This window comes from Pseudaquabacterium inlustre (assembly GCF_038066595.1).
Lineage (GTDB): Bacteria > Pseudomonadota > Gammaproteobacteria > Burkholderiales > Burkholderiaceae_C > Pseudaquabacterium > Pseudaquabacterium inlustre.
Genome location: NZ_JBBUTH010000002.1, coordinates 46,373 through 68,090, shown reverse-complemented (window position 1 = coordinate 68,090; position 21,718 = coordinate 46,373). Strand labels below are relative to the sequence as shown.

Annotated in this window: 13 protein-coding genes; 6 read left to right on the top strand and 7 right to left on the bottom strand. The window is 65.0% G+C overall.

The window, feature by feature from the left end; translation table 11 throughout:
- Nucleotides 1–321: 321 nt before the first annotated feature.
- A complete protein-coding gene (locus tag AACH10_RS04965; RefSeq protein WP_341409264.1) occupies nucleotides 322–2,229 on the top strand; it encodes a glucokinase in 1,908 nt (635 codons plus the stop codon).
- 25 nt (nucleotides 2,230–2,254) lie between these two features.
- Here AACH10_RS04965 and AACH10_RS04960 read toward each other — a convergent pair whose 3' ends face one another.
- The gene (locus tag AACH10_RS04960) at nucleotides 2,255–2,968 is read right to left on the bottom strand and encodes a haloacid dehalogenase type II (RefSeq protein ID WP_341409263.1); all 714 of its coding nucleotides are present in this window, start codon (nucleotides 2,966–2,968) and stop codon (nucleotides 2,255–2,257) included.
- A gap of 660 nt (nucleotides 2,969–3,628) precedes the next feature.
- Between AACH10_RS04960 and AACH10_RS04955 the strand changes: the two genes are divergently transcribed.
- The 4 genes from AACH10_RS04955 to AACH10_RS04940 all read left to right on the top strand — a co-directional run bounded on the left by AACH10_RS04955 (nucleotide 3,629) and on the right by AACH10_RS04940 (nucleotide 12,711).
- Complete coding sequence (locus tag AACH10_RS04955; protein ID WP_341409262.1) at nucleotides 3,629–4,024, top strand: helix-turn-helix domain-containing protein; 396 nt, start codon at nucleotides 3,629–3,631, stop codon at nucleotides 4,022–4,024.
- A gap of 82 nt (nucleotides 4,025–4,106) precedes the next feature.
- Entirely contained in the window at nucleotides 4,107–5,453 is a 1,347-nt protein-coding gene (locus AACH10_RS04950; RefSeq protein ID WP_341409261.1) for a type II toxin-antitoxin system HipA family toxin, read from the top strand.
- 701 nt (nucleotides 5,454–6,154) lie between these two features.
- Complete coding sequence (locus AACH10_RS04945; protein ID WP_341409260.1) at nucleotides 6,155–6,736, top strand: hypothetical protein; 582 nt, start codon at nucleotides 6,155–6,157, stop codon at nucleotides 6,734–6,736.
- Complete coding sequence (locus tag AACH10_RS04940) at nucleotides 6,733–12,711, top strand: hypothetical protein (protein WP_341409259.1); 5,979 nt, start codon at nucleotides 6,733–6,735, stop codon at nucleotides 12,709–12,711. The genes AACH10_RS04945 and AACH10_RS04940 overlap by 4 nt, the downstream gene beginning before the upstream one ends.
- A gap of 642 nt (nucleotides 12,712–13,353) precedes the next feature.
- Here AACH10_RS04940 and AACH10_RS04935 read toward each other — a convergent pair.
- The 4 genes from AACH10_RS04935 to AACH10_RS04920 form a co-directional block, all read right to left on the bottom strand.
- On the bottom strand, nucleotides 13,354–14,766 hold the full coding sequence (locus AACH10_RS04935; RefSeq protein ID WP_341409258.1) for a hypothetical protein: 1,413 nt from the start codon (nucleotides 14,764–14,766) through the stop codon (nucleotides 13,354–13,356).
- A gap of 4 nt (nucleotides 14,767–14,770) precedes the next feature.
- A complete protein-coding gene (locus tag AACH10_RS04930) occupies nucleotides 14,771–15,601 on the bottom strand; it encodes a gasdermin (protein ID WP_341409257.1) in 831 nt (276 codons plus the stop codon).
- 598 nt (nucleotides 15,602–16,199) lie between these two features.
- Nucleotides 16,200–16,922 carry an NYN domain-containing protein gene (locus tag AACH10_RS04925; protein ID WP_341409256.1) on the bottom strand — a complete coding sequence of 241 codons (723 nt, stop codon included), beginning with the start codon at nucleotides 16,920–16,922 and terminating at the stop codon, nucleotides 16,200–16,202.
- 79 nt (nucleotides 16,923–17,001) lie between these two features.
- Nucleotides 17,002–17,532, bottom strand: a complete 531-nt coding sequence (locus AACH10_RS04920) for a DUF6880 family protein (RefSeq protein WP_341409255.1) — start codon at nucleotides 17,530–17,532, stop codon at nucleotides 17,002–17,004.
- 76 nt (nucleotides 17,533–17,608) lie between these two features.
- On the opposite strand from AACH10_RS04920, the gene AACH10_RS04915 reads away from it, so the two are divergent.
- On the top strand, nucleotides 17,609–17,854 hold the full coding sequence (locus AACH10_RS04915) for a hypothetical protein (protein ID WP_341409254.1): 246 nt from the start codon (nucleotides 17,609–17,611) through the stop codon (nucleotides 17,852–17,854).
- 1 nt (nucleotide 17,855) lies between these two features.
- Here AACH10_RS04915 and AACH10_RS04910 read toward each other — a convergent pair whose 3' ends face one another.
- Nucleotides 17,856–20,834, bottom strand: coding sequence for a helicase domain-containing protein (locus AACH10_RS04910; RefSeq protein ID WP_341409253.1), 2,979 nt, complete (start codon nucleotides 20,832–20,834; stop codon nucleotides 17,856–17,858).
- Between the two features lie 67 nt (nucleotides 20,835–20,901).
- Nucleotides 20,902–21,687, bottom strand: coding sequence for a hypothetical protein (locus AACH10_RS04905; RefSeq protein ID WP_341409252.1), 786 nt, complete (start codon nucleotides 21,685–21,687; stop codon nucleotides 20,902–20,904).
- Nucleotides 21,688–21,718: the final 31 nt, after the last annotated feature.

Sequence of the window (21,718 nt, the reverse complement as noted above, 5' to 3'; positions counted from 1 at the left end):
CCCACCGGGCGCGCCAGACGCGGAAGGTAGCAAAACTACAACAGCCCGGCAAGCCGAAAGATCCCCGAGCAGGTTCGGCAGGCGGCTGGTGCCCCGTGCACTCTCTAGGAGACAAGGCCTTGGAAAACCACTAGCCCCCCGAGGCGCCGTCGCGATGTAGTCAGGCTACAGCCTATGACATACTCGTGGCCACGGGCGCTCTGCGCCCCATCCCGCCGGCAACCGCGGGTGTCCACCGGCGCGCACCGTGGGTGTGCCCGGCTCGGCAGCAGCCATTATCGGCACAAACACCGCGGCGGGCGGTTCCCCGCCCTGCGCACCATGGCGACATTCGACAGCCCCCGGCTCATCGCCGACATCGGCGGCACCTTCGCCCGCTTCGCCATCGAGACGGCGCTGGGCGAGTTCACGCGGCAAGCCTCGCTGCGCTGTGCCGACCATGCCGATTTCCATGCCGCGGTGCGCGCCTACCTCGACACGCTGCCGGCCGACCTGCATGTCAGCCATGCGGCCGTGGCCATTGCCAACCCGGTCGAAGGCGACCAGGTGCGCATGACCAACTACCACTGGGAGTTCTCGATCGAGGCCATGCGCCAGCGCCTGGGCTTCGACACGCTGCTGGTGGTCAACGACTTCACGGCGCTGGCGATGTCGCTGCCGCGCCTGCCGGCCGGCGGCATGCGCCAGGTGGGCGGCGGCCAGGCGCGGCCGCGCAGCGTGATCGGCCTGCTGGGCTCGGGCAGTGGCCTGGGCGTGTCGGCGCTGATCCCTGCCGGTGACGGCTGGGTGTCGCTGGGCTCAGAGGGCGGCCACACCAGCTTCTCGCCGCGCGACGAGCGAGAGATCGCGGTGCTGCGCCATGCCTGGCAGCAGTTCGAGCATGTGTCCTTCGAGCGCCTGCTGTCAGGCCCCGGCCTGGAACTGATGTACCGCGCGCTGGCCGAGCATGCCGGCACGCCGGTGGACGCCGCCCACACTCCCGCCGCGCCCGAGATCACCCGCCGCGCGCTGGAGGGCGGCGACGCCATCGCCGCCGAGACGCTGGACGTGTTCTGCAGCATGCTGGGCACCACCGCCGCCAACCTGGCCGTGACGCTGGGCGCCACCGGCGGCATCTACATCGGCGGCACCATCGTGCCGCGCCTGGCCGAAACCTTCGATCGCTCGCGCTTTCGCGCCCGCTTCGAGGACAAGGGCCGGTTCAGCCGCTACGTGGCGGCCATTCCCACCTACGTGATCACGGCGCCCGAGGCCACCTTCATCGGCGTCGCGGCGATCCTGGATTCGCAGCTCAAGGTGATGCAGTCGGCGCCCGGCGCCACCATCCTGGCGCAGATCCGCCGCGCCTGCAGCGAGCTGTCGCCGGCCGAGCTGCGCGTGGCCGAGCATGTGCTGGCCCAGCCACGCACGGTGCTCAATCAGCCCATCGCCGACATCGCCCGCGCCGCGCAGGTCAGCCAGCCCACGGTGATCCGCTTCTGCCGCAGCCTCGGCTGCGAAGGCCTCAGCGACTTCAAGCTGCGCCTGGCCTCGGGCCTGACCGGCACGCTGCCGATCACCCATGTGCAGGTGACCAACGACGACTCCACCGTGGAGCTGGGCGCCAAGGTGCTGGGCAACACGGCCAGCGCCATCCTGCAGGTGCGCAGCCAGCTCAACCGCGAGATGATCGACCGCGCCATCGAGCTGCTGGTGGCCGCCAACCGCGTGGAGTTCTGCACCGTGGGCCAGTACGGCGCGGTGGCGCACGACGCGCAGTTCAAGTTCCTGCGCTTCGGCATCCCGGCCGGCGCCTACACCGACCCGCGCATGCAGTTGCTGGCCGTGGGCGTGCTCAAGCCCGGCGACGTGGCGGTGATCATCAGCGCCAGCGGCCGCCTGCCCGAGCTGCTGGAGGTGGCCGACCGCGCCCACGAGCGCGGCGCCGCGGTGGTGGCCATCACGGCCAGCCAGAGCCCGCTGGCGCGCAAGGCCGACACCGTGCTGGCCGTCGACCATGTGGAGGATTCGGCCACGCAGGTGCCGATGATCAGCCGCATCCTGCAGCTGCTGGTGATCGACATCCTGACCGTGGGCGTGGCCATGCGCCGCGCGCCCGACGGCGCGCTGCCGATCGATCTGCCGGTGCCCGCCCCCGGTCAGGCCAGCATGGCCCGCGTCCCCAGCGCCGACACCACGGTGGCCAGTGGCACGCCCACGCTGTCGCACATGACCTTGCACAGCCGCTGAGCGGCCGGGCCTGCCGCCCGCCCCTTCAGCAGCCCAGCTGCTGCGCCAGGTCCAGCAGGCCGTCGGCGCTGAGATCCACCGCGCAGGCCGCCTGCCGCTCACCCCGGCCCGGGCCATGCTCGTCGGGGCGCACGATGAAGGCCGTGCGCAACCCGGCATCGGCCGCGGCGGCCAGGTCGGACGAATGCGCCGCCACCATCAGCACCTGGGCAGGCGCCAGATCGAAGGCCGAGGCCGCTGCCTGGTAGACGCTGGCCTTGGGCTTGTAGTCGCGCGCCAGTTCGGCGCCGGTGATGGCGTCCCAGACCAGGCCATTGCGGCGCGCCAGCGCCACCATCAGCGCGATGTGACCGTTGGAGCACGGGGCGAGCAGAAAGCGCTGGCGCAGCCGTGCCAACCCGGGGGCCACATCGGGCCAGGCGTCCAGCCGGTGCCAGGCCTGGTTGAGCGACACCCGCACGTCCTCGGGCAAGGCCCAGGCGCGCTGGCGCAGCACCACATCGAGGTTGCGGCGATGCAGCACATCGAGCTTGGAGAACGGGATGCGTCCGGCGCGCACCTCCTCCATCGCCGGCTGGTACTGCGCGCGCCAGTCGTCGGCGAAGCGGCCCCAATCGGCCTGCCAGCCCAGGGGCATCAGGGCGGCACGCGCCTCGCGGGCGATGCCACCATGCCAGTCCACCAGGGTGCCGAACACGTCGAACACCAGGGCCTTCACATCGTGCAACGCAGGGGGCATGGGCGTCTCCTCGACGCGCAGCATGCCACGGCATGCCTGTGCCACCCACCGGCGGCACCTGCGACATCCGGCGCACCAAAACAAAAAGCCGACCTTGCGGGGCGGCTTCTGCCAATTCAATCTTTGTTGTTCGAGTTCTTGAATTTGGTTGCGGGGGCAAGATTTGAACTTGCGACCTTTGGGTTATGAGGCTAATGGTTAGGCAAGGTGTCCGGCGCGCTGGATAGGGTTTGATGGGGGTTATGTCGTCAAATCAAGCACTTACTGCGATTTGACCCTTACCCGATCTACACCCGCCAGGCCCGAACAACGCCGGCCTCACCGAACAGCCCAACTTGCAATCTGCAAGTCCCGCTCGACCGTTGGGATGAATGTACATCATCTCCGGCGCGCCGCAAACCACCCCGAGCGCGGCGCCGCGCCCCGCTGCCGCTCCGCTTCAAGCTGTGACCGTATCGACCCTGTGACGGTCGCATTGGGGCCGCGGTGTGGCCAGAGCTGAGTATGTTCCAAGCGGGCAGACGCCTGTTCAAGGCATAGCTGCTGGTCCGACAGTTGCCCCCTGCCAATGCGCAAACAGTCGGATCGCACAAGGGCGATTTTTTGCATTTATCACCCTGAGACGATATCATTGAAAAATCGTCCCTAGCCGATTGTCCGATGGACTACCCGCTGCAACTCACCAGCCAACTCCAGCCGCTTCTGAAGTCGCTGCGCAAGTCGCGCAACATGACGCAGGCGCAACTCGCGCGCCACCTGGGGGTGGTGCAGTCACGGGTGGCCGACATCGAACGCGAGCCCGGCAGCGTGAGCGTCGAGCAGTTCATGAACATTCTCGCGACGCTGGGCGCGCAGCTGGTGGTCAGGGAGACCGAGCCTTTGACACTGCCCAGCGCGAGCGGCCGATTCCAAGACACACAAACGCCTGCGCACCCCGCCGGTCCCGATGACAAGCTTCCACAGGCGAGCGCGCCGCCGTCCAGGCAGGAGCGCCCGTCTTCGGCGGCGCCTCATCCGGACGACGCGCCCGGGGCGCCGCCGCGGGGTCAATGGTGACGTTGGGCGGCGCCAGGCGGGATGCTTGAACGCATGACCAACCCCGTGCCCCCACCCCAGGAATCGACTCCCAAGGTGCGCCATGGCTGAGCCGCGCGAACTCTGGGTGTGGATGAACGGCGAGCGCGTCGGCACCTGGCAACGCACACGTACCGGCGGGCATCGGTTCGTCTACGAACCGTCATGGATCGCGTCGCCGCGAGTCCGGCCCCTGTCGTTGTCGCTGCCCCTCACGCCAGACCGGACGGTCACGGGGCCGGTGGTCGCCCACTACTTCGACAACCTGCTGCCGGACGACGAGCGCATCCGGCGCCGCTTCAGCGCCCGCTTCAAACTCGGCTCCACCGACGCGTTCGAGCTGCTGCAGGCCATCGGCCGGGACTGCGTCGGGGCCGTGCAGCTGCTGCCGCCTGAGCAGCCCCCAACAGGGTTCGACCAAGTCCAGGGCGAGCCGATGGATGACCAGGCCGTGGCGCGGCACCTGCGCGGTGTGGCGGCCGCGCCGGGCCTGGGCACCGACCTCGATGCGGCGGTGGACGACGACCCGCTGCGCATCTCGATCGCCGGCGCACAGGAAAAGACTGCCCTGCTGCGCATCGATGGTCAGTGGTGCCGCCCGCTGGGGGCAACACCGACCACGCACATTCTGAAGCTGCCCTTGGGCCTGGTGGGCGGCCGCCGACTGGACTTGAGCGAGTCGGTCTACAACGAATGGCTGTGCGCGCAACTCCTGCGCGAACTGGGCCTGCCGGTGGCCACCACGGACATCGGCCACTTCGACGATCAGACCGCGCTGGTGGTCGAGCGCTTCGACCGGCAATGGCAGGACGCGCCGCAGCGCTGGATTGCCCGCATCCCGCAGGAAGACTTCTGCCAGGTCCTGGGCTTGCCGTCGGAGGACAAGTATGAGGCGCAAGGCGGCCCCGGGATGGCCCAGTGCCTGCAGGTGCTGCGCGGTAGTGCCACGGCAGCGGCTGACGTCCGGGGCTTTTTGTGCGCACAGCTGGCGTTCTGGCTGCTGGCGGCCACGGACGGGCACGCGAAGAACTTCTCGCTGTTCCTGCTGCCCGGCGGCCGATACCGGATGACGCCCTTGTATGACGTGATCTCGGCCTGGCCGATCATCGGCGCGGGCGCCAACCGGGTCGCCTGGCAGGAAGCCAAGCTCGCGATGGCCGTGCGGTCGAAGAACACGCACTACCAGCTGGCGCGCATCCAGACGCGGCACTGGGAGGGCTTGGCACAACGAAGTGGCGTTGACGGCACCTGGCAGGCCATGCAGGACTTGGTGGCGCGGGTGCCCGCCGCCATCGCGGCGGTTCAGTCGCAGATCACGCGCCAGCAGCCTCCCGGGTTCCCCCAGAAGATGACTGAAGCCATCTTCAATGGGTTGAGACAGCAGGTTCGCGCCTGGGAATCGGGGCCGTAGCACCTGCGAAGTCCGCCGAGAGAGGCGCCAAGTTCAGCGCGCCCCAGCAGGTGCTGATACAGATACCACCGACCTTCGGTTCGGACGCTGTAGCCAACACAACAGCCCAGGTTTGGCATGCGACAGCCCGAGGCGTGCCGCGGCCTCGTTCGCCATTCGCGAATAGCGAATGAACGCGTGCACCTCCCGGGCAGCGAAGCGGGCGGTCGCTGCTCCAGGTCACCACGCCGAATTGCTGGCAGGGTCCAAGTGCCATTAGGCAGCCCGTACGGCGCGCCGACACCCCAGACCCGAGAAATCTGCGGTGAATCAATGACTTGCCCCTCCCATGGCCGAGCCGAACCGGCCGGAGCCCGCCAACGGTCTCCCTGACCCGGCCGAACTGTGCGAGTTGCAAACCGCACACACCACACGCGAGTCCCGGCTTCGCGGAAGCGACACCGCCGCGCCGCAACGCACTCTCGGCGCGGCGGCCCTAGAGCCGCCGGCGCAGTGTTCTTCAACTTATCACCCGCAGCAGGACATGACTGTGGGTGGAGTTAATAGATACTCCAGAATTACCCCTGCGCGATATTATTATCTCGCCCCGATATTTACCAAAAATACAACATGAATACCTATTAAAAAATAATCAACTGGCGATAAGCTGCTACCCAACGGTCACACGTAGCCATTTTCTGGAACTGCAGCAGAGAGTCAGAATGTCCAAGGATTCCAAGGGTCAGCGCCGCACCTCGATCGAGCAGCGCCGGGTATTCAGAACAGCCAGCTTTCATCTGGTCCGCATCGGTCAGGTCGCCGGCATGGACCCGGAGGCTCGGGCACTCTGGCGGGAATGGGATGTGGCAGCGCGCGAGGCGCTGCTGTACTCGGACTGGTCCACCCTTGGGCTCGAAGCCTTCATGCTCGTGAGGCCGCTGGTGCTGATCGGGAACCCGGACGCCGACGGTCTGCACTGGCTCGCCAATCCGCAAGTGCTGCTCGCGCTGCAGGGGCGAGCCCCTGACGACACGCAGATCCCGGCGATTTGCCTCGCGCATCAGGTCACACAACGCACGCGTCTCATGGCGGCTGGGGCTGGCCTGATCGCGGGCTGCGTCGCCCCTCTCAGCCGGCCTCTCGCAGACCCCGACATCCACCGGGTCTGGCAGGCGTTGGTGGCGGCAGATGCCAACCCTCTGTCCGGCACTACCAAGATGAGCCTGGTCCGTGCGCTGCGGTGCGACCCGAGGAAGCTGCCATCACCCAATGGCGCGCGCGCCGCGACCGGAGAGCAACCATGAGCAGCTCATCCACCGGTCGGTCGATGGCAGCTAGCCCGGCGTTCCTGCGCCTGTCAGCCTGCGTCCAGGACGCCGGCGGCTCCGACGACTTGCTGAGAGAGACTCTCTGGCGCATCGGCGCGCACCCTCTCTTGGTCGCGCATGACCGTGTCTTCAGCCACCTGCTCGAGGCGCTGCGCTCGGACGTCTTCACAGCGGAAGCCTTGACGTGGGCAGGTCCTTGGCGGGAAAGGGTCACGTCGTGGATCGGCCTGCTCGAACTGATTACGGCCATCGGCCCGGAGCTGCGCCAGCACCCCGAACTCAATGCGATGTTCAGGGAGCCGAGAAATGCGCATGACCATCCGATGCTGCACAGCGGCGTCGGGCGCCATCCGCTTGCAGCTGCACTGTTCAATTCGCACGAAGCGTCCGCGGTCACGACAGGCGCGGGTCCGCTGGCAAACGGAGGCCCCAGCAGCAATGTCGCAACGCGATTCTTGATCACCCGGGCTCACGTGCTCGCGGTCTATTTCGAGGCACGGTCGAGAGCTGCAGATGGCCTGGACGCCTTCATGCGCCACGACAGCGATCGTGAGTTTGCGCCAGCACCGATGCACGCTGGAGCGGTGGGGCTTGCGCTGAGGCAATTGAGCCTCAACGATTACAGCAGCTTGTTGGCGCAGCTGCCGGACGCCCCCCACACACTTGACGCGGTACGTCACTTCGCCAGGCTCTACCCCGACTTCTCTGGCATCAGGGGCAACCTCAAAGAGGGCGCCGCTCGCTACTTCCAGAGCTTGCAGAGCTACCTGACGACGCTGCCCACCCTCATCAACCGCAGCTGCATCACCGACAAAGTCCGCACCCCGACTGATCGCCGAGGCGGCGCCGGTGGGCGCGAACCTCGCCCAGGTTGGGTGAGTTTTTCATCGACCGGCATCTGGCGCTTCGAAGACCGCGACTGGGGCGATGGCGCCTTGTCTCTCATGTGGACCTCTATCCCCGGCGGTGACGAGGCGGACCCGCTCGACGAAGAGGCTGATGGCGACGCGCCGTGGTCGACGCGAGACGACGAGGTGGCGCTTTTCGACACCGAAGAGATTGCCAGCGTGTTGTCCATGCTGCGCTTCATGCAGCTCGCGTACGAACTCCACAGCCAGGAGTTCGGGTGGAGCCTCGATGTCGCATCGAGGCTGGAGCGCGCCCATGCGATGCGCGTCGCTCAGGCCGCCATCGATCAGGCCATGGCCACCGGGTCTACAGGAACGGCGGCGCAGCATGCGGCAGCCGGCGGCCTGATGGTCAAGGCAGCGGTCCTCTACGGATGGCAGCAGGCGACCATGGCGGCCGTCCGGATCCGCACGGTCGATCGGCTGGACAAAGCGCTGGTCGAGTCGCTCTGCTTCATCAGACAGGAGTGCATCCTCTTGATTGCCGTACGAGAGGGCGACGCCTTGGTGCCTGCGGCCTTCCTGTTACCAACGACGACTCCGCAGTACAAGACCAAACTGACGGAGTCGGAGGCCGCGGCCGGCCGGCCGCGGCAGCTCGCCTTCCTGCTCCCGGATGTGAAAGGGCTTGGCAAGGAGCTGCTGGACTTTGCCATTCGGTTCGGCCGCCTCGCGCCGGGGGAGATCGCAAGCGGCCGAGTGCTCGGTATCGAGACGTCCACTGCCAATCGGCTGGCCAAGGACTGCCTGGAAGGCGCGCAAGATCCGATCAACCAGGACCCACGGGCGCGCCTGACGATCAGGCGCTTGTCAGCGTCGCTACAGGCCGCTGTGATGGCTTCCCACGGCGATGCGGTCGCGGCATGGCAGATCCGACACGATGCAGCGAAGTCGGCTGACACCCGGGTTTACTACACACAACTGCGTGCCGCTCGGCTGCCAGCCATCCACGCCGAGGCCCTACGGCGGCTGGATGGTTGCCTTGACGACGGGCTGATGGACCAAGCGCGCTCGCTCGGCTCGCTTCAGGACGGCTGGGTAGGCTGCCGCAGTGTCGTGGCGCTCGAGCGTGCGCGCAGCTTCCTCGACGCACTCCAAAAGAGACTGGAACAACCCGTCGATTTGGCGAGCCGCTCGCAGCTGCGCGCATACCACAACGACTACATCCTCCTTGCATGGCTGACCATGGCCTTGCCGCTCGGGCTGCGCGCGGCCAGCAGTGGCTACGCAGTCATCCATCAGCTTGAAGCACGCCGTGGTTTGGACCGCTGCAGCGCGACCTCCGTCTTCGGCTTGGCTGAGAAGCACAACTCTCACCAGGACAAGTCACGCCTGCTGCCCCTGCCGGAACTCGTTGCGAGCATGGTCGACCGGCTCGAACAGCACAACGCAGCCATCCTTCACCGGCTTGACCTTCTGGGAGAGTGGCGCGCGCTGAATGCTCAGGGACAACGACTGTTCATCATCAGGGAGGACGAGTCCTTGTGTGCGATGCAAGCAGTCTTCATCAAGGATCGAATGGCCGAACTCGGGCTGCCGGTCGGGGTCAACTTCGGGCGCGCGCTCCTGCGCACGGAGTGGCTGAACCAAGATGCACCGGCGCGCTGCATCGACGCTGCCCTCGGCCACTTCGGGCGTGCCCAGAACTGGTACGGCAAGAACTCCAGCCATGACCCGGTGGCCTATGTCAAAGAGGCCGCAAGCCGCATGGCTGAGCACATCGATCGCCTAGGTCTGCGGGCGGTCGACAGCCGGTGCATCCGCGCCTCGGAGCGCGCCCTCGGCATCTCCGGCGGATGGCGACTGCCCGCACAGCACCTGAAGCCACCCACCAGCCCGCCCAGGCCGCGATCCATGAACAACCACCACCGGGAGGCTCCGAGTCTGCCTGAGCCTCGGGCAGGCCTGTGGTTGGACGTCCGGAGGAACGCAGCGGTCTGCGACCGGGCCCTGCTGTCCGAACTGCTCTGGTTCATGACGGACTCCCAGAACGCCCACGCCCGCGTGCTGCTCGATCCGACCTGCGAAGCAACGACAGCCGCCGACGAGAGCAGCGCTTGCGAGCTCGAGCACGAGGTCCTGATGTACTGCCGCAGGCATCGCCTGCCGAAGACGCAGGCAGCCTCCTGGTTGCGATTGCTTTCGGCGGCACAGGGCCGGCTTCAGCAGCAAGGCGTCGATTTGGTGAGGACGAAGCAGGCTGCCATCAACACGCATGCCGAATCCCCGGTCAGCACATCGGCGACGCTGAAGCTGCCGGACCTCGTCAGCTGGCAAGCCACCCTTTACAGGTTCGTCCGGGCGCAAGCCGAGCAGCCAACCAACGACCAAGGCACCTGGACCGTTGCAATTTGCTTGTCCGCCGCCATCCACAGCATGGCGCTTGACCTCTTCATGCTGACACAGATTCTCGATCAGCTGGCGATGCCAGGGCCCCGGCGCCTGAAGCTGTGCGCCGGAGCAGATGGTTTCAGCTTCATGACGTTCAACCTCCCCTCGTCGGCGCCCGGCGGCCGCCAGCGTGTCCACTGGTTCCTGGATCCTTTGACCGAACTTCTGATCCTGAGGGCGCCGCCGTTCGAGACCACCCCAACGCTGCGCGGTACGTCAAGGGCCATCAGTGCCTTTCTGCGAAGGTACGGCAACCCGGCCGAGCGCGGTACCGGCAGCTGGCGGCAGGTGCGCAGTGCGGCCAAGGCGCTCTGGTCGACGCGTGTTCCGCCCTACCTGGTCCAGATCGCACTGCGGACGATGAGCACCACCGCCCTGGTGCCGAGCTGCTTTAGTCGCGTCTTCCAGGGGTGCGAGCTGAAGTCCGCGCGTTCCGGCGCGGTACTGAACACTTGCGGGACCGATCCCACCGTCGAGTTGACCTTGGAGTCGTTGACCAGTGCATCCACAACAGCACAGCCGCCATCAGCTGAGGACGCCAGACGCGGCCACTGGGCGGCTGCCGGAGCCGACGTCGATTTCGTGACGCTCAGCGTCTCGGCGGCAAATGCCTGGCTTCAGCAGGCAGATGCCGCACTGCGGCGACCGCATGGCGAGGTGCTGTCAGCACTGTCTGCGCTGCGAGATGAAGCCAGACAGGGATCCTTCGCGCGCGGCGCCCTGGCTTGGCTGTCCGCGACCGCGGCGTCGCTGATCGCAACAGCTGACAGCGCGCAGGGCGATCCGATGTTCGGACTTCGCAGGGTTGCCAGCACATTCCTGCCGCATCTGGCCGCGGAATGCGGGGATGCCTGGCTCGACGGCTTGGATGAAGCCCGGCGGTCTCAGGTCCTCAACAGCATCACGCACGAACTGGAGTCCGGCGCGTCGCGGCAAGACCTGAAGCGCGGACTCAAGCTCCTGCTGCAGCATGAGGAATCGCTGCAGCCATTGGCAGGTCTCGATGAGGACATCGAGGATCCCAGCCACGACGCCAGCGTTGATGCCCGCGTGATGACCGTCGACGAGTATGAGAAAACGCTCAGAGTCATTCAGGTCTGCATAGATCCTCCGCTGAGCCAACAGGACCGCGAGGACCTGACGGACATCCTCCAACTCGGTGTGTGGAGCGGGGCACGGCCGCGCGAATACCTCGCGTTGCGGCTTGGTGACATCGAGACGACGAGCGGTGGCGCTGCGGACCTGCTCATTCGCGAGTACGACAGGCATACGCTCAAGACACCGCAGGCCACCCGCCGGGTGCCGCTTTCGCTGCTGGCGCCGACCGTGGTGTTGGACCGCATCGCCGGCCGCGTTCAATCGATGATGGCGGAGCTGGCTGCCATGCCGGCGGATAAGGCAAGGCAGCAACTGCTATTCGCCCAAAGCAAGGGTACTGACCGGCTGGCGCATCACAACCGGCTGCTCGCTTTGCTCCGACAGATCCTTCGTCAGGTAACGGGTGATCCAAAATTTCGGGTGTATAGCCTGCGCCACACCTGGGCGAACTGGCTCTTCATGGCCCTGGAGTCCGATGGTTCGGTGGTGTGGACCCGACTGTGGCAGGCGCACCCGGCGACGCTGAAGCACCTGAGCGATGCGAATGCATTGCGCCAGCGCCTGCTGGACAGCACCGACCGCATGGACCGCCGCGCCATGCTGGCCATCACGAAGCTGGCCGGACACCTCGCGGGTGCGACCAGCTTCATGCACTACATCCATACGGCTTGCTTCTTGCAACTTCAGGCAGTCTTCCGCTTTGCGGAAGAGATACCGAAGACCGTGCTTGCCGCCGCGGCGGGCATCTCGCCCGCAACCTACAGCGAGCAAGCATTGCGCGGGCTTGGTGAGGTGCTGCGCCAGGCGCGCAGCCGGGCGGGGTGGACACCTGTAGAGCGAGTCGTTGCCACACGCGAAAACAGCAGCGACACGGGCCCGAAGTCCTGGCTTAGCTTCGACGACCTGTGCCTGATGCTTCGTGCAAAGGCGAGGCATGAGCAACCGACGTCGCAGATTGCTGTCCATTTCGGTCGAAGCGAAGCGGCCATCGAGGACATGATCAGCGGCGCGCTCGAAGCGGCCAATTTTCTGGGTGCCGAGATCGACGAACTGGAGGACGCCGATCGCCTTGTTGCCTCAATCGCCGAGACACGGATGAACGAAGCCGAGCGGACGCAGCTGCGTCACCTATGCCAGAACATCGAAGATCTGCACCGACGGGACCCCGAGCTGGTCGCGCAGGGAATCGCCGTTATTCAGCAGCGAACGACACGCCTGCATCACGAAGTCGCGCTTGATAACAACGCTGATGCGCAGATTGTTCTGAAGTTCCTGCATGCCTGCGCTGTCGCCGAGGACGAACTTCAGATCGTTCTACGCCGACGCGTTGAGGACAGGTCGCTGCCCAGTTGGCTAGCCGGCGAGCTAGGACCGTATGCTGGGTCAACCATAAAACTTGGCGCGCCCGATACCAAAACCTCGGATGCGACGCTGCACCGTTGGGTCCGTCTCCGATTGGTCGATCGCGCCGGGCACGCGATTTCGAAGGTCTTTAGACGGGCGGTGTGGACGGCGCAAACAAACATTCATATGGTGAACGTCGGTGGCCACTAGGCCGACGGTACTTCCATCGACTGTTCCGCAGCGGCTGCTGACGGTCGCGCAATCCGGCCGGTTGGTGGCTTTCGGCCAGGAGGGGCCAGTCGCGACTGGCTGGTATGAGCAGATCCGACCTTGTACAACCACCCCTACTAGCAGCTACACTTCTTGCAGTTTACGACTTACCTGCTCTGCTTCTCGCGGGTGGGATGTTCGGAGACTTCCTAGGTGGTCTGCTGGTTTTCGCCTCCATCATCTCGATGTTGGAGTTCGAGTTCGAATTTGCGGGTTCGCCCGAGAAAAGGAGCAAGAAATGAAGGTCAGAATCAACCTGAAATGCAAGTGCAATGGCGCCAAGTCTCTGGGGGTAAAGGCGGCAGACCACTGAGGGAAGCTAGAACATTCGCTGTGAGAAGTGGGTAAGAGCAGACTCCCCCGCCATTAAAAGGGCGCCCCTGGAAGGGCGCCCTTCCTCTTTGTGCGCCCGTCTGGCGCCGCCCTTATCTATCTGCGAGACGCGGAGGTACCGCCGACTCGAAGGTCAGCCAGTCGGCCTTGCCACAGCAGGAAGCATCCGGCCAGAACTTGACGGAGGGGATAGGTAGCTTTATGGCATCCTGTACCGTCGACACCGTCTCAGACACATTGAAGTCCGGCTCAGTGTGGCAAGTCGACTCCGCAGTGAGATAGCAAGCCTCTTACCGTACATTGGGGCGAGTTTGGGATTTGCGCCAAGTGAATCAGACCCGTCGCGCAACGATCTCCGGCCACTCGACAGATTTGCGCCTCGGCGTACGGACACCGAAACTCTCCTGTGCGAAAGAGGAAGTCGGCAAGCTCCATCACCGTGAATCGATCGAGCAACTCCTGAGTAAGTCCGAAATTCTGACTTGGATCGACAATTCGCGCCCCCCAATCCAACTTTACAAACCCCTGGTCTGGGGTCAGATAAATGATGGGTGCCTCCATTTCCAACAGGATCCCGAGGCCACGACTGCGCATCACCGAACCACGGCTAAGCCTAAACTCACAGGCGTTGAAACGGAGTTTCGCAACCATAGAGCCTTCTGAATGCTCCCGGAGTTCTGTTGCCCACGCCTCATAAACTTCGTCGCTTGCGGGATACTTAATCGGACTGACTTCAATCAGCAACCGTTCCGCCTCTAGGTCGCTACCCTCCATAAGCGCCGTTAGGAACCTGTCCATCGATGCCCCGGCCAGTCTTTGAAAGGCGATCAGTAGACGTCCGAATTTCACCAAAGGCTCAAAGTCATCCAGACTGGCTGACCTTTTCGCGACCCATGTCGCAGGCGGATGTGCTAGTGCGATGTCCGCAAACAAGCCGAAGAGAAGGTTGCCCAGACGGATGGTCGCATTGGCATCCAAATCGCAATGGTGGGCGAGAACTTGGTAAAGATTGGCCCGCGTTCTCCAATACTCTTTGCCCAGCCGCCTCGGGTCGACCAGATCAAGGCTCCCCTCAAGAATCGCGCGCTGCTCCGGCGATACGAGCATCCCGCCAACATACGCCACCACTTCTCCGGCGGCGTCGGACTCCATGATCGCCTGGGTGGAATAGTCAAACAGCGTGTCGTCGCCCAACGGCTGACCGAGGTCGTGTTCAAGAATGCGGCGTAGTCGGTCGCGCTGATCGTCCGCGATCAAATCAAAGGGTGCGTATTTCAGCAAAAGAGTGTCTAGCCCAGTTGCAGGCACTTCGGCATCGAGCGCAGATATGGGCGCACTTGGCTCGTACGGCGGCCTGGGGCCGTGCACTCGAACCATCGAGGCTGCATCATCTAATCGACTGCGCGTGGCACTGGCGTGAACCAAAAAGTCCCAATGCCCGATACCTGTACTCAGATCCTGGGCCAAGTGCGCGAGTTCATGCAAGAGCGCCACGGTGGCTCGAAACTCACCCTCCGTGTTCCAAGGGGCGGCGTTTTGGGCGATCGCGGCAATGGCCCTAAAAATGAAATTTTCAGGCAAAGCTGCCGCTGGCGAAAAGCGACAGAACAGCGTGCTCCAGTGATACTGGGCGAGGGACGGGGATCGTATATCGAATCGCACGACGTCAGCCCTCCATGTCAACCAACTCCGGCTGCCGAGTTATGAGAACATGTGCAGGATGGCCCTGCTGAACCGAACTCGCGTCCTTTAGCTGAGGGGAGTCTACGGTGTCAGTAGATGGCGAGATTGCGCGAATCGAGCCGTCGTCCCTGAGTACGAGATTGACGCAGTTGAATGCGAATGTGAGCCTGCTCTCGGACCGGATCACGAGATTGCCCTTTCCCTTTACAGCGCAATCAACTTTTGCGTTTGCCAACTCCTGCGCAAGGGAGGACATGTCAAGTGCCACTTCAGCACTGCCCTCGCCGCCAATTTCTATCTCCAGCTCCGCGCAGGTGATGACAGAATCCACGAGCCTCACAGTGCTGTGGGGATCGAGCATTACCGGCAACAAAAGGTTGTCCTTAGCGATTGCTCGCCCCGAAAGAAGTCGTCCAAGCAGTGCAATCTCAATGTATTGCCTAGTCACTTTCGGAAAACTGAAATGCACCGACTTTGTGTTCTTGATCTGAGCTGCGGCGCTCGGTGCCCGCCCTGCACTAATGCCCTGCAACATGCCTGACAGAATTTGCGCCGCGATCTCTCCATCGACGCTGCGCGTTCGGCGGTTGACCAGCGTGGCCATGTCGGACTGCATCAGCGCGTTTGTGCTGATTTCAAGCGCTGGCCCCGCTAAGAGCGTCTGAATGTCACCGACAAAACGAACAGCATCCTTAGTCGAAATTAGAACCGTCATCGGCAACACACGCGACTCTGGCACGCGCAAGATGTTGGTCTTGAATGTTCGACGAAGTTCGGTGACGACCGGATCGTTCTGACATAACCTGAACGACATGGTAGATCTCGCTGCTGCTTGTAAGAATTCAAACGTTTACGCTAAGTGCGCCATTTTGTCCATCCCGCGCGCTTGGGCTCGTATCAATGCATCGTGCCGCCCATACCGGCAACGTGCTAGCGGTCAGGAACAGCAAAGGTGGTCCAACTCATCGCGGTAGATGCTTCGTTCGAACGCACCAATATTTGCCGCTGACACACCGACTGTTTGACCGGCGCCATGGTCTGAGGCAATGCGTGGAAGCTCGCAGTGGAACAGGGCGCCATCCGTCTCTCGCTTGGGCTGCCGGCCAATTGCTCGCGTGCTCGGTTCCCGTGTTTGTAGCCTCGGACAGTCTCAGGCGATGCAGCGCGCCTCAATTGCACCGTGTGCCGACAATCTTTCTCTACCTACTGCCGACGGGGCAAACTCGGGGCCTCGGTTCGGATGCGAGCGGCTGCTTCGGGGCGACATGTTCTGGCCAGCGAGCGTCTCTGAAGGGTCGATAGCCGCCGGCCGCTCGGCCCTACACGAGAGACCGCTTCCAGTCTGCAGGAGTCATAGGCGAGCGAAGGACCGCGCCATAGCCCAAGCCTGGGCGAGAAACCACCCGGGAGCCTCACGTGCTGGTCGCGCGGGCGCGAACCGACAAGTGGTTGAACCCCGAAGGATCCGTCGTCTCCTTGACCTCCAAGTAGGTTTGCTTTCGAACCAGTTCACTGAGCTTCGTGAACCCATAGTTCCGCGGATCGAACGACGTGTTGTTCTTGTTGATGAAGGACCCTACCGCCGATAGCGACGCCCATCCACTGTCACGCGACGTCTCCTTGATTGCATGGGTCAGGAGTTCCTTGAGATCAGGAACATCAGACACCGGCACGGGCGCGGCGGCCTCAGCCGGCCGCTTGAGCACTTCGAAGAAGATGAACTTGTCGCACGCAGCGATGAACGGCTCAGGCGTCTTTCGCTCTCCGAGCCCGTAGACCACCTTGCCGGCCTCCCGCATGCGCGTGGCCAGGCGCGTGAAATCGCTGTCACTGGACACCAGGCAGAAGCCGTCCAGATTGCCGGCGTACAGCAGGTCCATTGCATCGATGATGAAAGCCGAGTCGGTCGAGTTCTTGCCCTTGGTGTAGGCGAACTGCTGCATGGGCTGGATCGCATGCTTGTGCAGGTGCTCCTTCCAGCCTGACAGGTTGCTGGTGGTCCAGTCTCCGAATGCACGCTTGACCGTTGCTGTGCCGTACTTGGCAACCTCCTCCAACAGTTCCTTGATCACGCTGGCTGACGCGTTGTCGGCATCGATCAGCACAGCAAGTCGAACCGTGTCGTTGTTGGCCATTCGTTCTTCCCCCGTTTCGATGTTGTCAGAAGTTGCCCACAGCCTGTGGCGGGCAGATGCAGCGGAAGTCGCACGTGCCCTATCCCGGTCCGAGCGCCGACCTCAACGCGCCCCGAACGCCGTAATTGTCTTTCGCGACCAGTGCGGACGCCCGCTCGCCAATGTCGTCAGCTGACAGCCCCGCTGCTTGTGCCGCTGCCGACCAGAGCCTGCAGGCGAGTTCAAATGAGCCGCCGATACATGCCCCGTCGTCGTCGACCCGCTCGAACAGGCTGTCGAGTTCCAGGAAGGCAGCCAACAACCCCATGGCTTCGGCCGGAAACCGCGGCAGCACTTCACGCTGTACCTCGGCCACCCACACGTCGAGCTCATGACCCAACGCCGACGCTTCATCCAGGCGGATGTAGCGATGATCGGAGGCCCAATGCTGCAGCCGTTCGGTGAACGAGGCTGTCAACGCCGCGGCGTCGCCGCGCAGACGCAAGCGCTCCAGGAACACGGCCACTGGCGCATGGTCCTCGTCCAGGTCCAGCAGCGCCTGCGCCAGCGTTTGCGCATCTTGGGTGGCGAGGAACCGGGCCAACTCTTCCCGTTCGCGGATGGTGTCCATGCGCCCATTCTGAAGTCGCCGGGACTTGCGACTCCGTGCCTGCTCAGCACAATGGTCAAGGATCAAGGAGGCTCCCATGCCTGAACCGCTGCTCACCCGCCTGCGCACGCCCTTCGACGACTTTCCGGCCGAAGCCATGCCAGAGTTCGCCGCCTTCGTCCGGACCCATGCGCCCCGGTGGGTACACGCCAGTCGCAGCCTGTCGCGGCTGATGGCGCGCCGGGCGCAGCTGCAAACGTCCACCCGCCATCGTCGGCGCGGCATCCGGTGCATTCCTGCGCCTGCACCGGTGGGCGGCACAGCCCTTCGGCGCCGACCCTGATTCACTCTGCGTCGGTCGAATCTTCCGGTGGGCGGAGGCCCAGGCGCGCCACCAGCGCCAGCGGCCGCGGCCGGTACCACGCATCCTCGCCGCTCCCCCTGTCCACCCAGTCCAGCGCCATCACCTCGTACACCGGCACCCAGCCATCACCGATGCGCAGCTGCATCGCCGGGTTCGGCAGGTAGCGCCCGGTACCTGCCCGCGCCCACAGCTTGCGGGCAGGCTGGTAGGCACTTGCGACCTCCGCCCGCGCCAGCACCTGGTTGACGTAGCTGGGCTTGCGACGCTTGTCGGCCCACAACCAGGCGGGCAGATTGGCGAGCACTTCGTGCAGCTGATCCGCGAAGAACCCTTCCGGGTACTTGCGCAGCTCGGCGCTGCGCACGACACAGCGCGACCACTGCGTCTTCAGCCCTGCCAACATCAGCTGCAGCACCCAGTACTCGGCTTGCCCACGTTCCAGCCGAACGAGCCGGCCGTCGGTCTGCACGTCCAACGCAGGGGGCGCCAGCAAGGGAAAGATGGCCGGCATGCCAGTGCCGGCGAAAGCCGGCTCCTGCATGGCGCGCCCGAGCGCATGGTCCCAGGCTGTGTGGCCGAACTCGTCGCGGCGCTGCGGGTCGGCGCCCTTGTCCAGCAGGGCCTGCACCAGCGGCGCATTGCCGGCCATGGCGGCCAGCATCAGTGGCGTGGCCCCCACCGGGCTGGCGTGGTCGGGGCCGTAGGTGTCGGCCTGCTGCAGCAAGTCCTTGAACTTCTTCGCCTCCCAGGCAAGCAGGTGCCGTTGCCTGACCGCGGCAACCGACTTGCGGGTCAGCGACTCCAGCTGCTCCCAGGTATCACTGCGGAAGCCGTGGGGATGGGGCTTGGTACTGCCAGCGCCCCAGAACACCCCCTGATCCAGCAGCTGCCGCGCCGGTGCAAACCCGGCTTGGCCCAGCGCCGTCACCCACTGGTGCTGCCGGTGCCACAGCGCGTAGTCATACAGCGCCTGCCGCGGCTTGTTGCTGGGGTTCTTCGCATCCAGGGCCTTGGGCGCGAGGTCTTCCACCAACTGCCGGCTCCAGGGCGCCCACGGCACTGTCTTGTGCTGCAGGAAGGCCGCCTGGATGGCCTGTGCCTGCTCGTCCTTGCCCTGCAGCTGCAGCTTGCGCGCTTCCTGGGCCCATTCTTCCCGGGTCGAGGCCCGTACGGGCTGGCTTACCGCGTCACCCGCCTGCAGGCCCAGCAAGGCCAGCAGCGGGTGGGCGGGATCGGACTCCACCAAGGTCAGGCTCTGCACCGCCCTGGTCATCGCCACGTACAAGGCATTGACATAGAACTTGTAGAGCTCCAACGACTTGTCGGCCTTGTCCTTGGCGCGGCGGTAGTCCAGTTCGTCGGCTTCCAGGTCAGCCGGCTGCACACCGTCGCAGACCTCGGCATAGGCCTGGCGCTGGCCAGAGACGATGTCCACCAGCAGCACGTGCGGGTACTCCAGGCCCTTGGCTTCGGCTACGCTGAAGACCAGCGGCGTGCGAAACCGCGCCCGGGCCGCAGCCTTGTCTTCGTCGCGCAGCACGATCAGCGCATGCTGGGCCGACTGGCGCGTGGCCGCGTCCAGCGCTTGCACCGCGGCGCCCTTGGCGGCCACCAGCGACACGCTACCGGCCTCGGGCGCGGTGCTGCGCACCAGGAAGTTGCTCTCGCGGTCGACCGAGCCGAACCTCGCTTGCTTGATCTTCAGCAGCCGGTTGGCCAGTGCGGTCACCGCTTGCGTGTTGCGGTAGTTGGCCTGCAGCACCCGCAGCGGCTGGCTGAGCGCGCGCTCGGCCGCCTCACCAGCCAGGCCCTGCCAGAAAAGGGCTTTCAGCGCCGACCAGCTGAAGAAGTTGGGATGGACGATCTGGTGGCTGTCACCGCAGAGGATGAAGTGGTCGGGCTTCTTCAGCAGCGCCAGCACCAGGGCCAGCTGCACCGGCGTCAGGTCCTGCACCTCGTCGACGACGACGAAGTCGTAGACCGGCCCGGCGGGCACTGCGATCTGGGTGCGCCACGCCTCGGCCACGAGGTTGCTGTCGTACAGCCCGCTCTCGTCCAGCCAGGCGCGGTAGCGCTGGAACAGGCCGTGCGCCAACTCCCTCTGCGCGGGGTTGAGCAGGCTTTGTCGGGTGCCCAGGGCCAGGTAGTCTGCAAGGCTCAACGGCCCGCCGGGCTGCGCGCCGATGACACCGCGGAATTCCTCGAACAGAGCCTGCGCGTCCAGATCGCCCAGCAGGCGCAGCGACTGGCGGTGGCGTGCACACCAGCCGGCGAAGGCCGGCAGCGTTACCTCGCGGCCGGGCGGTACGCGCAGGGTCTCCAGCAGTTCCCGGTAGCTGAGGAAGTCGACCTCCTGCTTCGGGTTCTCGAAGCCGTGCGCGGCGTGCAGGGCACGGGCGCCCTGGGCCAGGTAGGCCGAGAGGGTGACGTACAGCACCCGCCCTTCGGCCTGGCGCAGCCGGGACAGCGTAACCGCCGTCTTGCCCGACCCGGCCGAACCGATGACCACCAGCGGTGCCGGCTGCTCGAGGGCCGCTTCCTGCGCCTCGTCGAACACGATGGGCTTGTCCAGCAGCTCGAACTGCTGCTGCGAGCCCAGCCAACGCAGCGGCGTGGCCGACGCCGCCAGGGCGGGTGCTGCCAGCGCCGAGGGCGGCTCACGCTCGATCTTGGCTTCGTCCACCGTCGCGCCGCGCAGGAAACGCGACTTCTCGTAGGCGTGGTTCTCGATGACCTCCAGCGCCAGGCAAACGGTCACCGGCGCGCCGTCCAGGTTCACCCGGGCGAATTGCAGCAGCAGGCGGTTGGCGTAGTCGAGCTTGGCCCGGTGGTACGGGCCGACATTGAGCTTCTTGACGTCGGCAGAGCGGAAGTCGTCGGCCTCGATCGCCGCCTTGACCTTGTCGAAGGCGGGCTTGACGCGGCGGAGATCGATGTCCTTGTACAACAGCAGGCGCATGAGGGCGAGGAAGAGCGGGGACTGGCGCCTCGCATTCTCCCCGCCCGCCGTTGGCGGCTGGCGGAGACTAAGGCTTGGTCGCGGCGGGCAAGGGCATGATCGATCCCACAGCCTTGGACAAGGCCTCGGCCACCACTTCTTCAGGCGCCAGCGTTTCGCTGAAGGCAGAGGCCAGCACACGCAGTTCCTGCTTGCCGTCGGAGCTGGTGAAGGTCACGAACGCATAGGCCGTCTGCTTGACCTTCTTCCAGTCCTCGCAGCGCGACAGGCAGATGCCCCGCGGGTCTCCGGTCAATGCGGTGTTGAAGGCGCCCTTGATGCCAGAGGCCTCCCCAAGCACGTCGGCCATGCGACTGACGGCCAGGCCGGACCAGAACGGCGTCGTGGCTGATTTCAGCGCCGCAGCATTCAGCGCCACGCCCACGGCAGCATTGGCCGCCTCTCCTGCGCTAGGCGTGCGGTTCGCAGCGTTTGCGGCCAGCGTTCTTTCGGTGGCTTCGCCCATGGCCACCTTGGCGCCCTTGTGAAAGACCGGGCCGCCTATCAGCACGACGTCACCCCGGATGGACAGCGTGCTCTTGGCGGCCGATCGGTCCGTCGTGGTGCGCACGCCCTGGGCTTCCAGCGCGGTGGCCAGCACCTGTGTGAGCGCCGGGCTGCGGTCGAACTCGACGAAGAGGGGCATGTGCGCCTCCGGCTGGAGCTCGATGCGACCATTGGCCTTGCTCTCGATGCTGCCAGCGGCCAGCTTGGGCAGCGGAGTGTCGGTTTGCGCCTGGGCCGTGGACACAGCCAGGAACAGCGGAAGTGAAAGCGCCAAGCCAGCCGCGACGCGGTGCAGACGTGTCGGCATGTGGTTGTTGCAGAGTGTGTGCATATCTTCT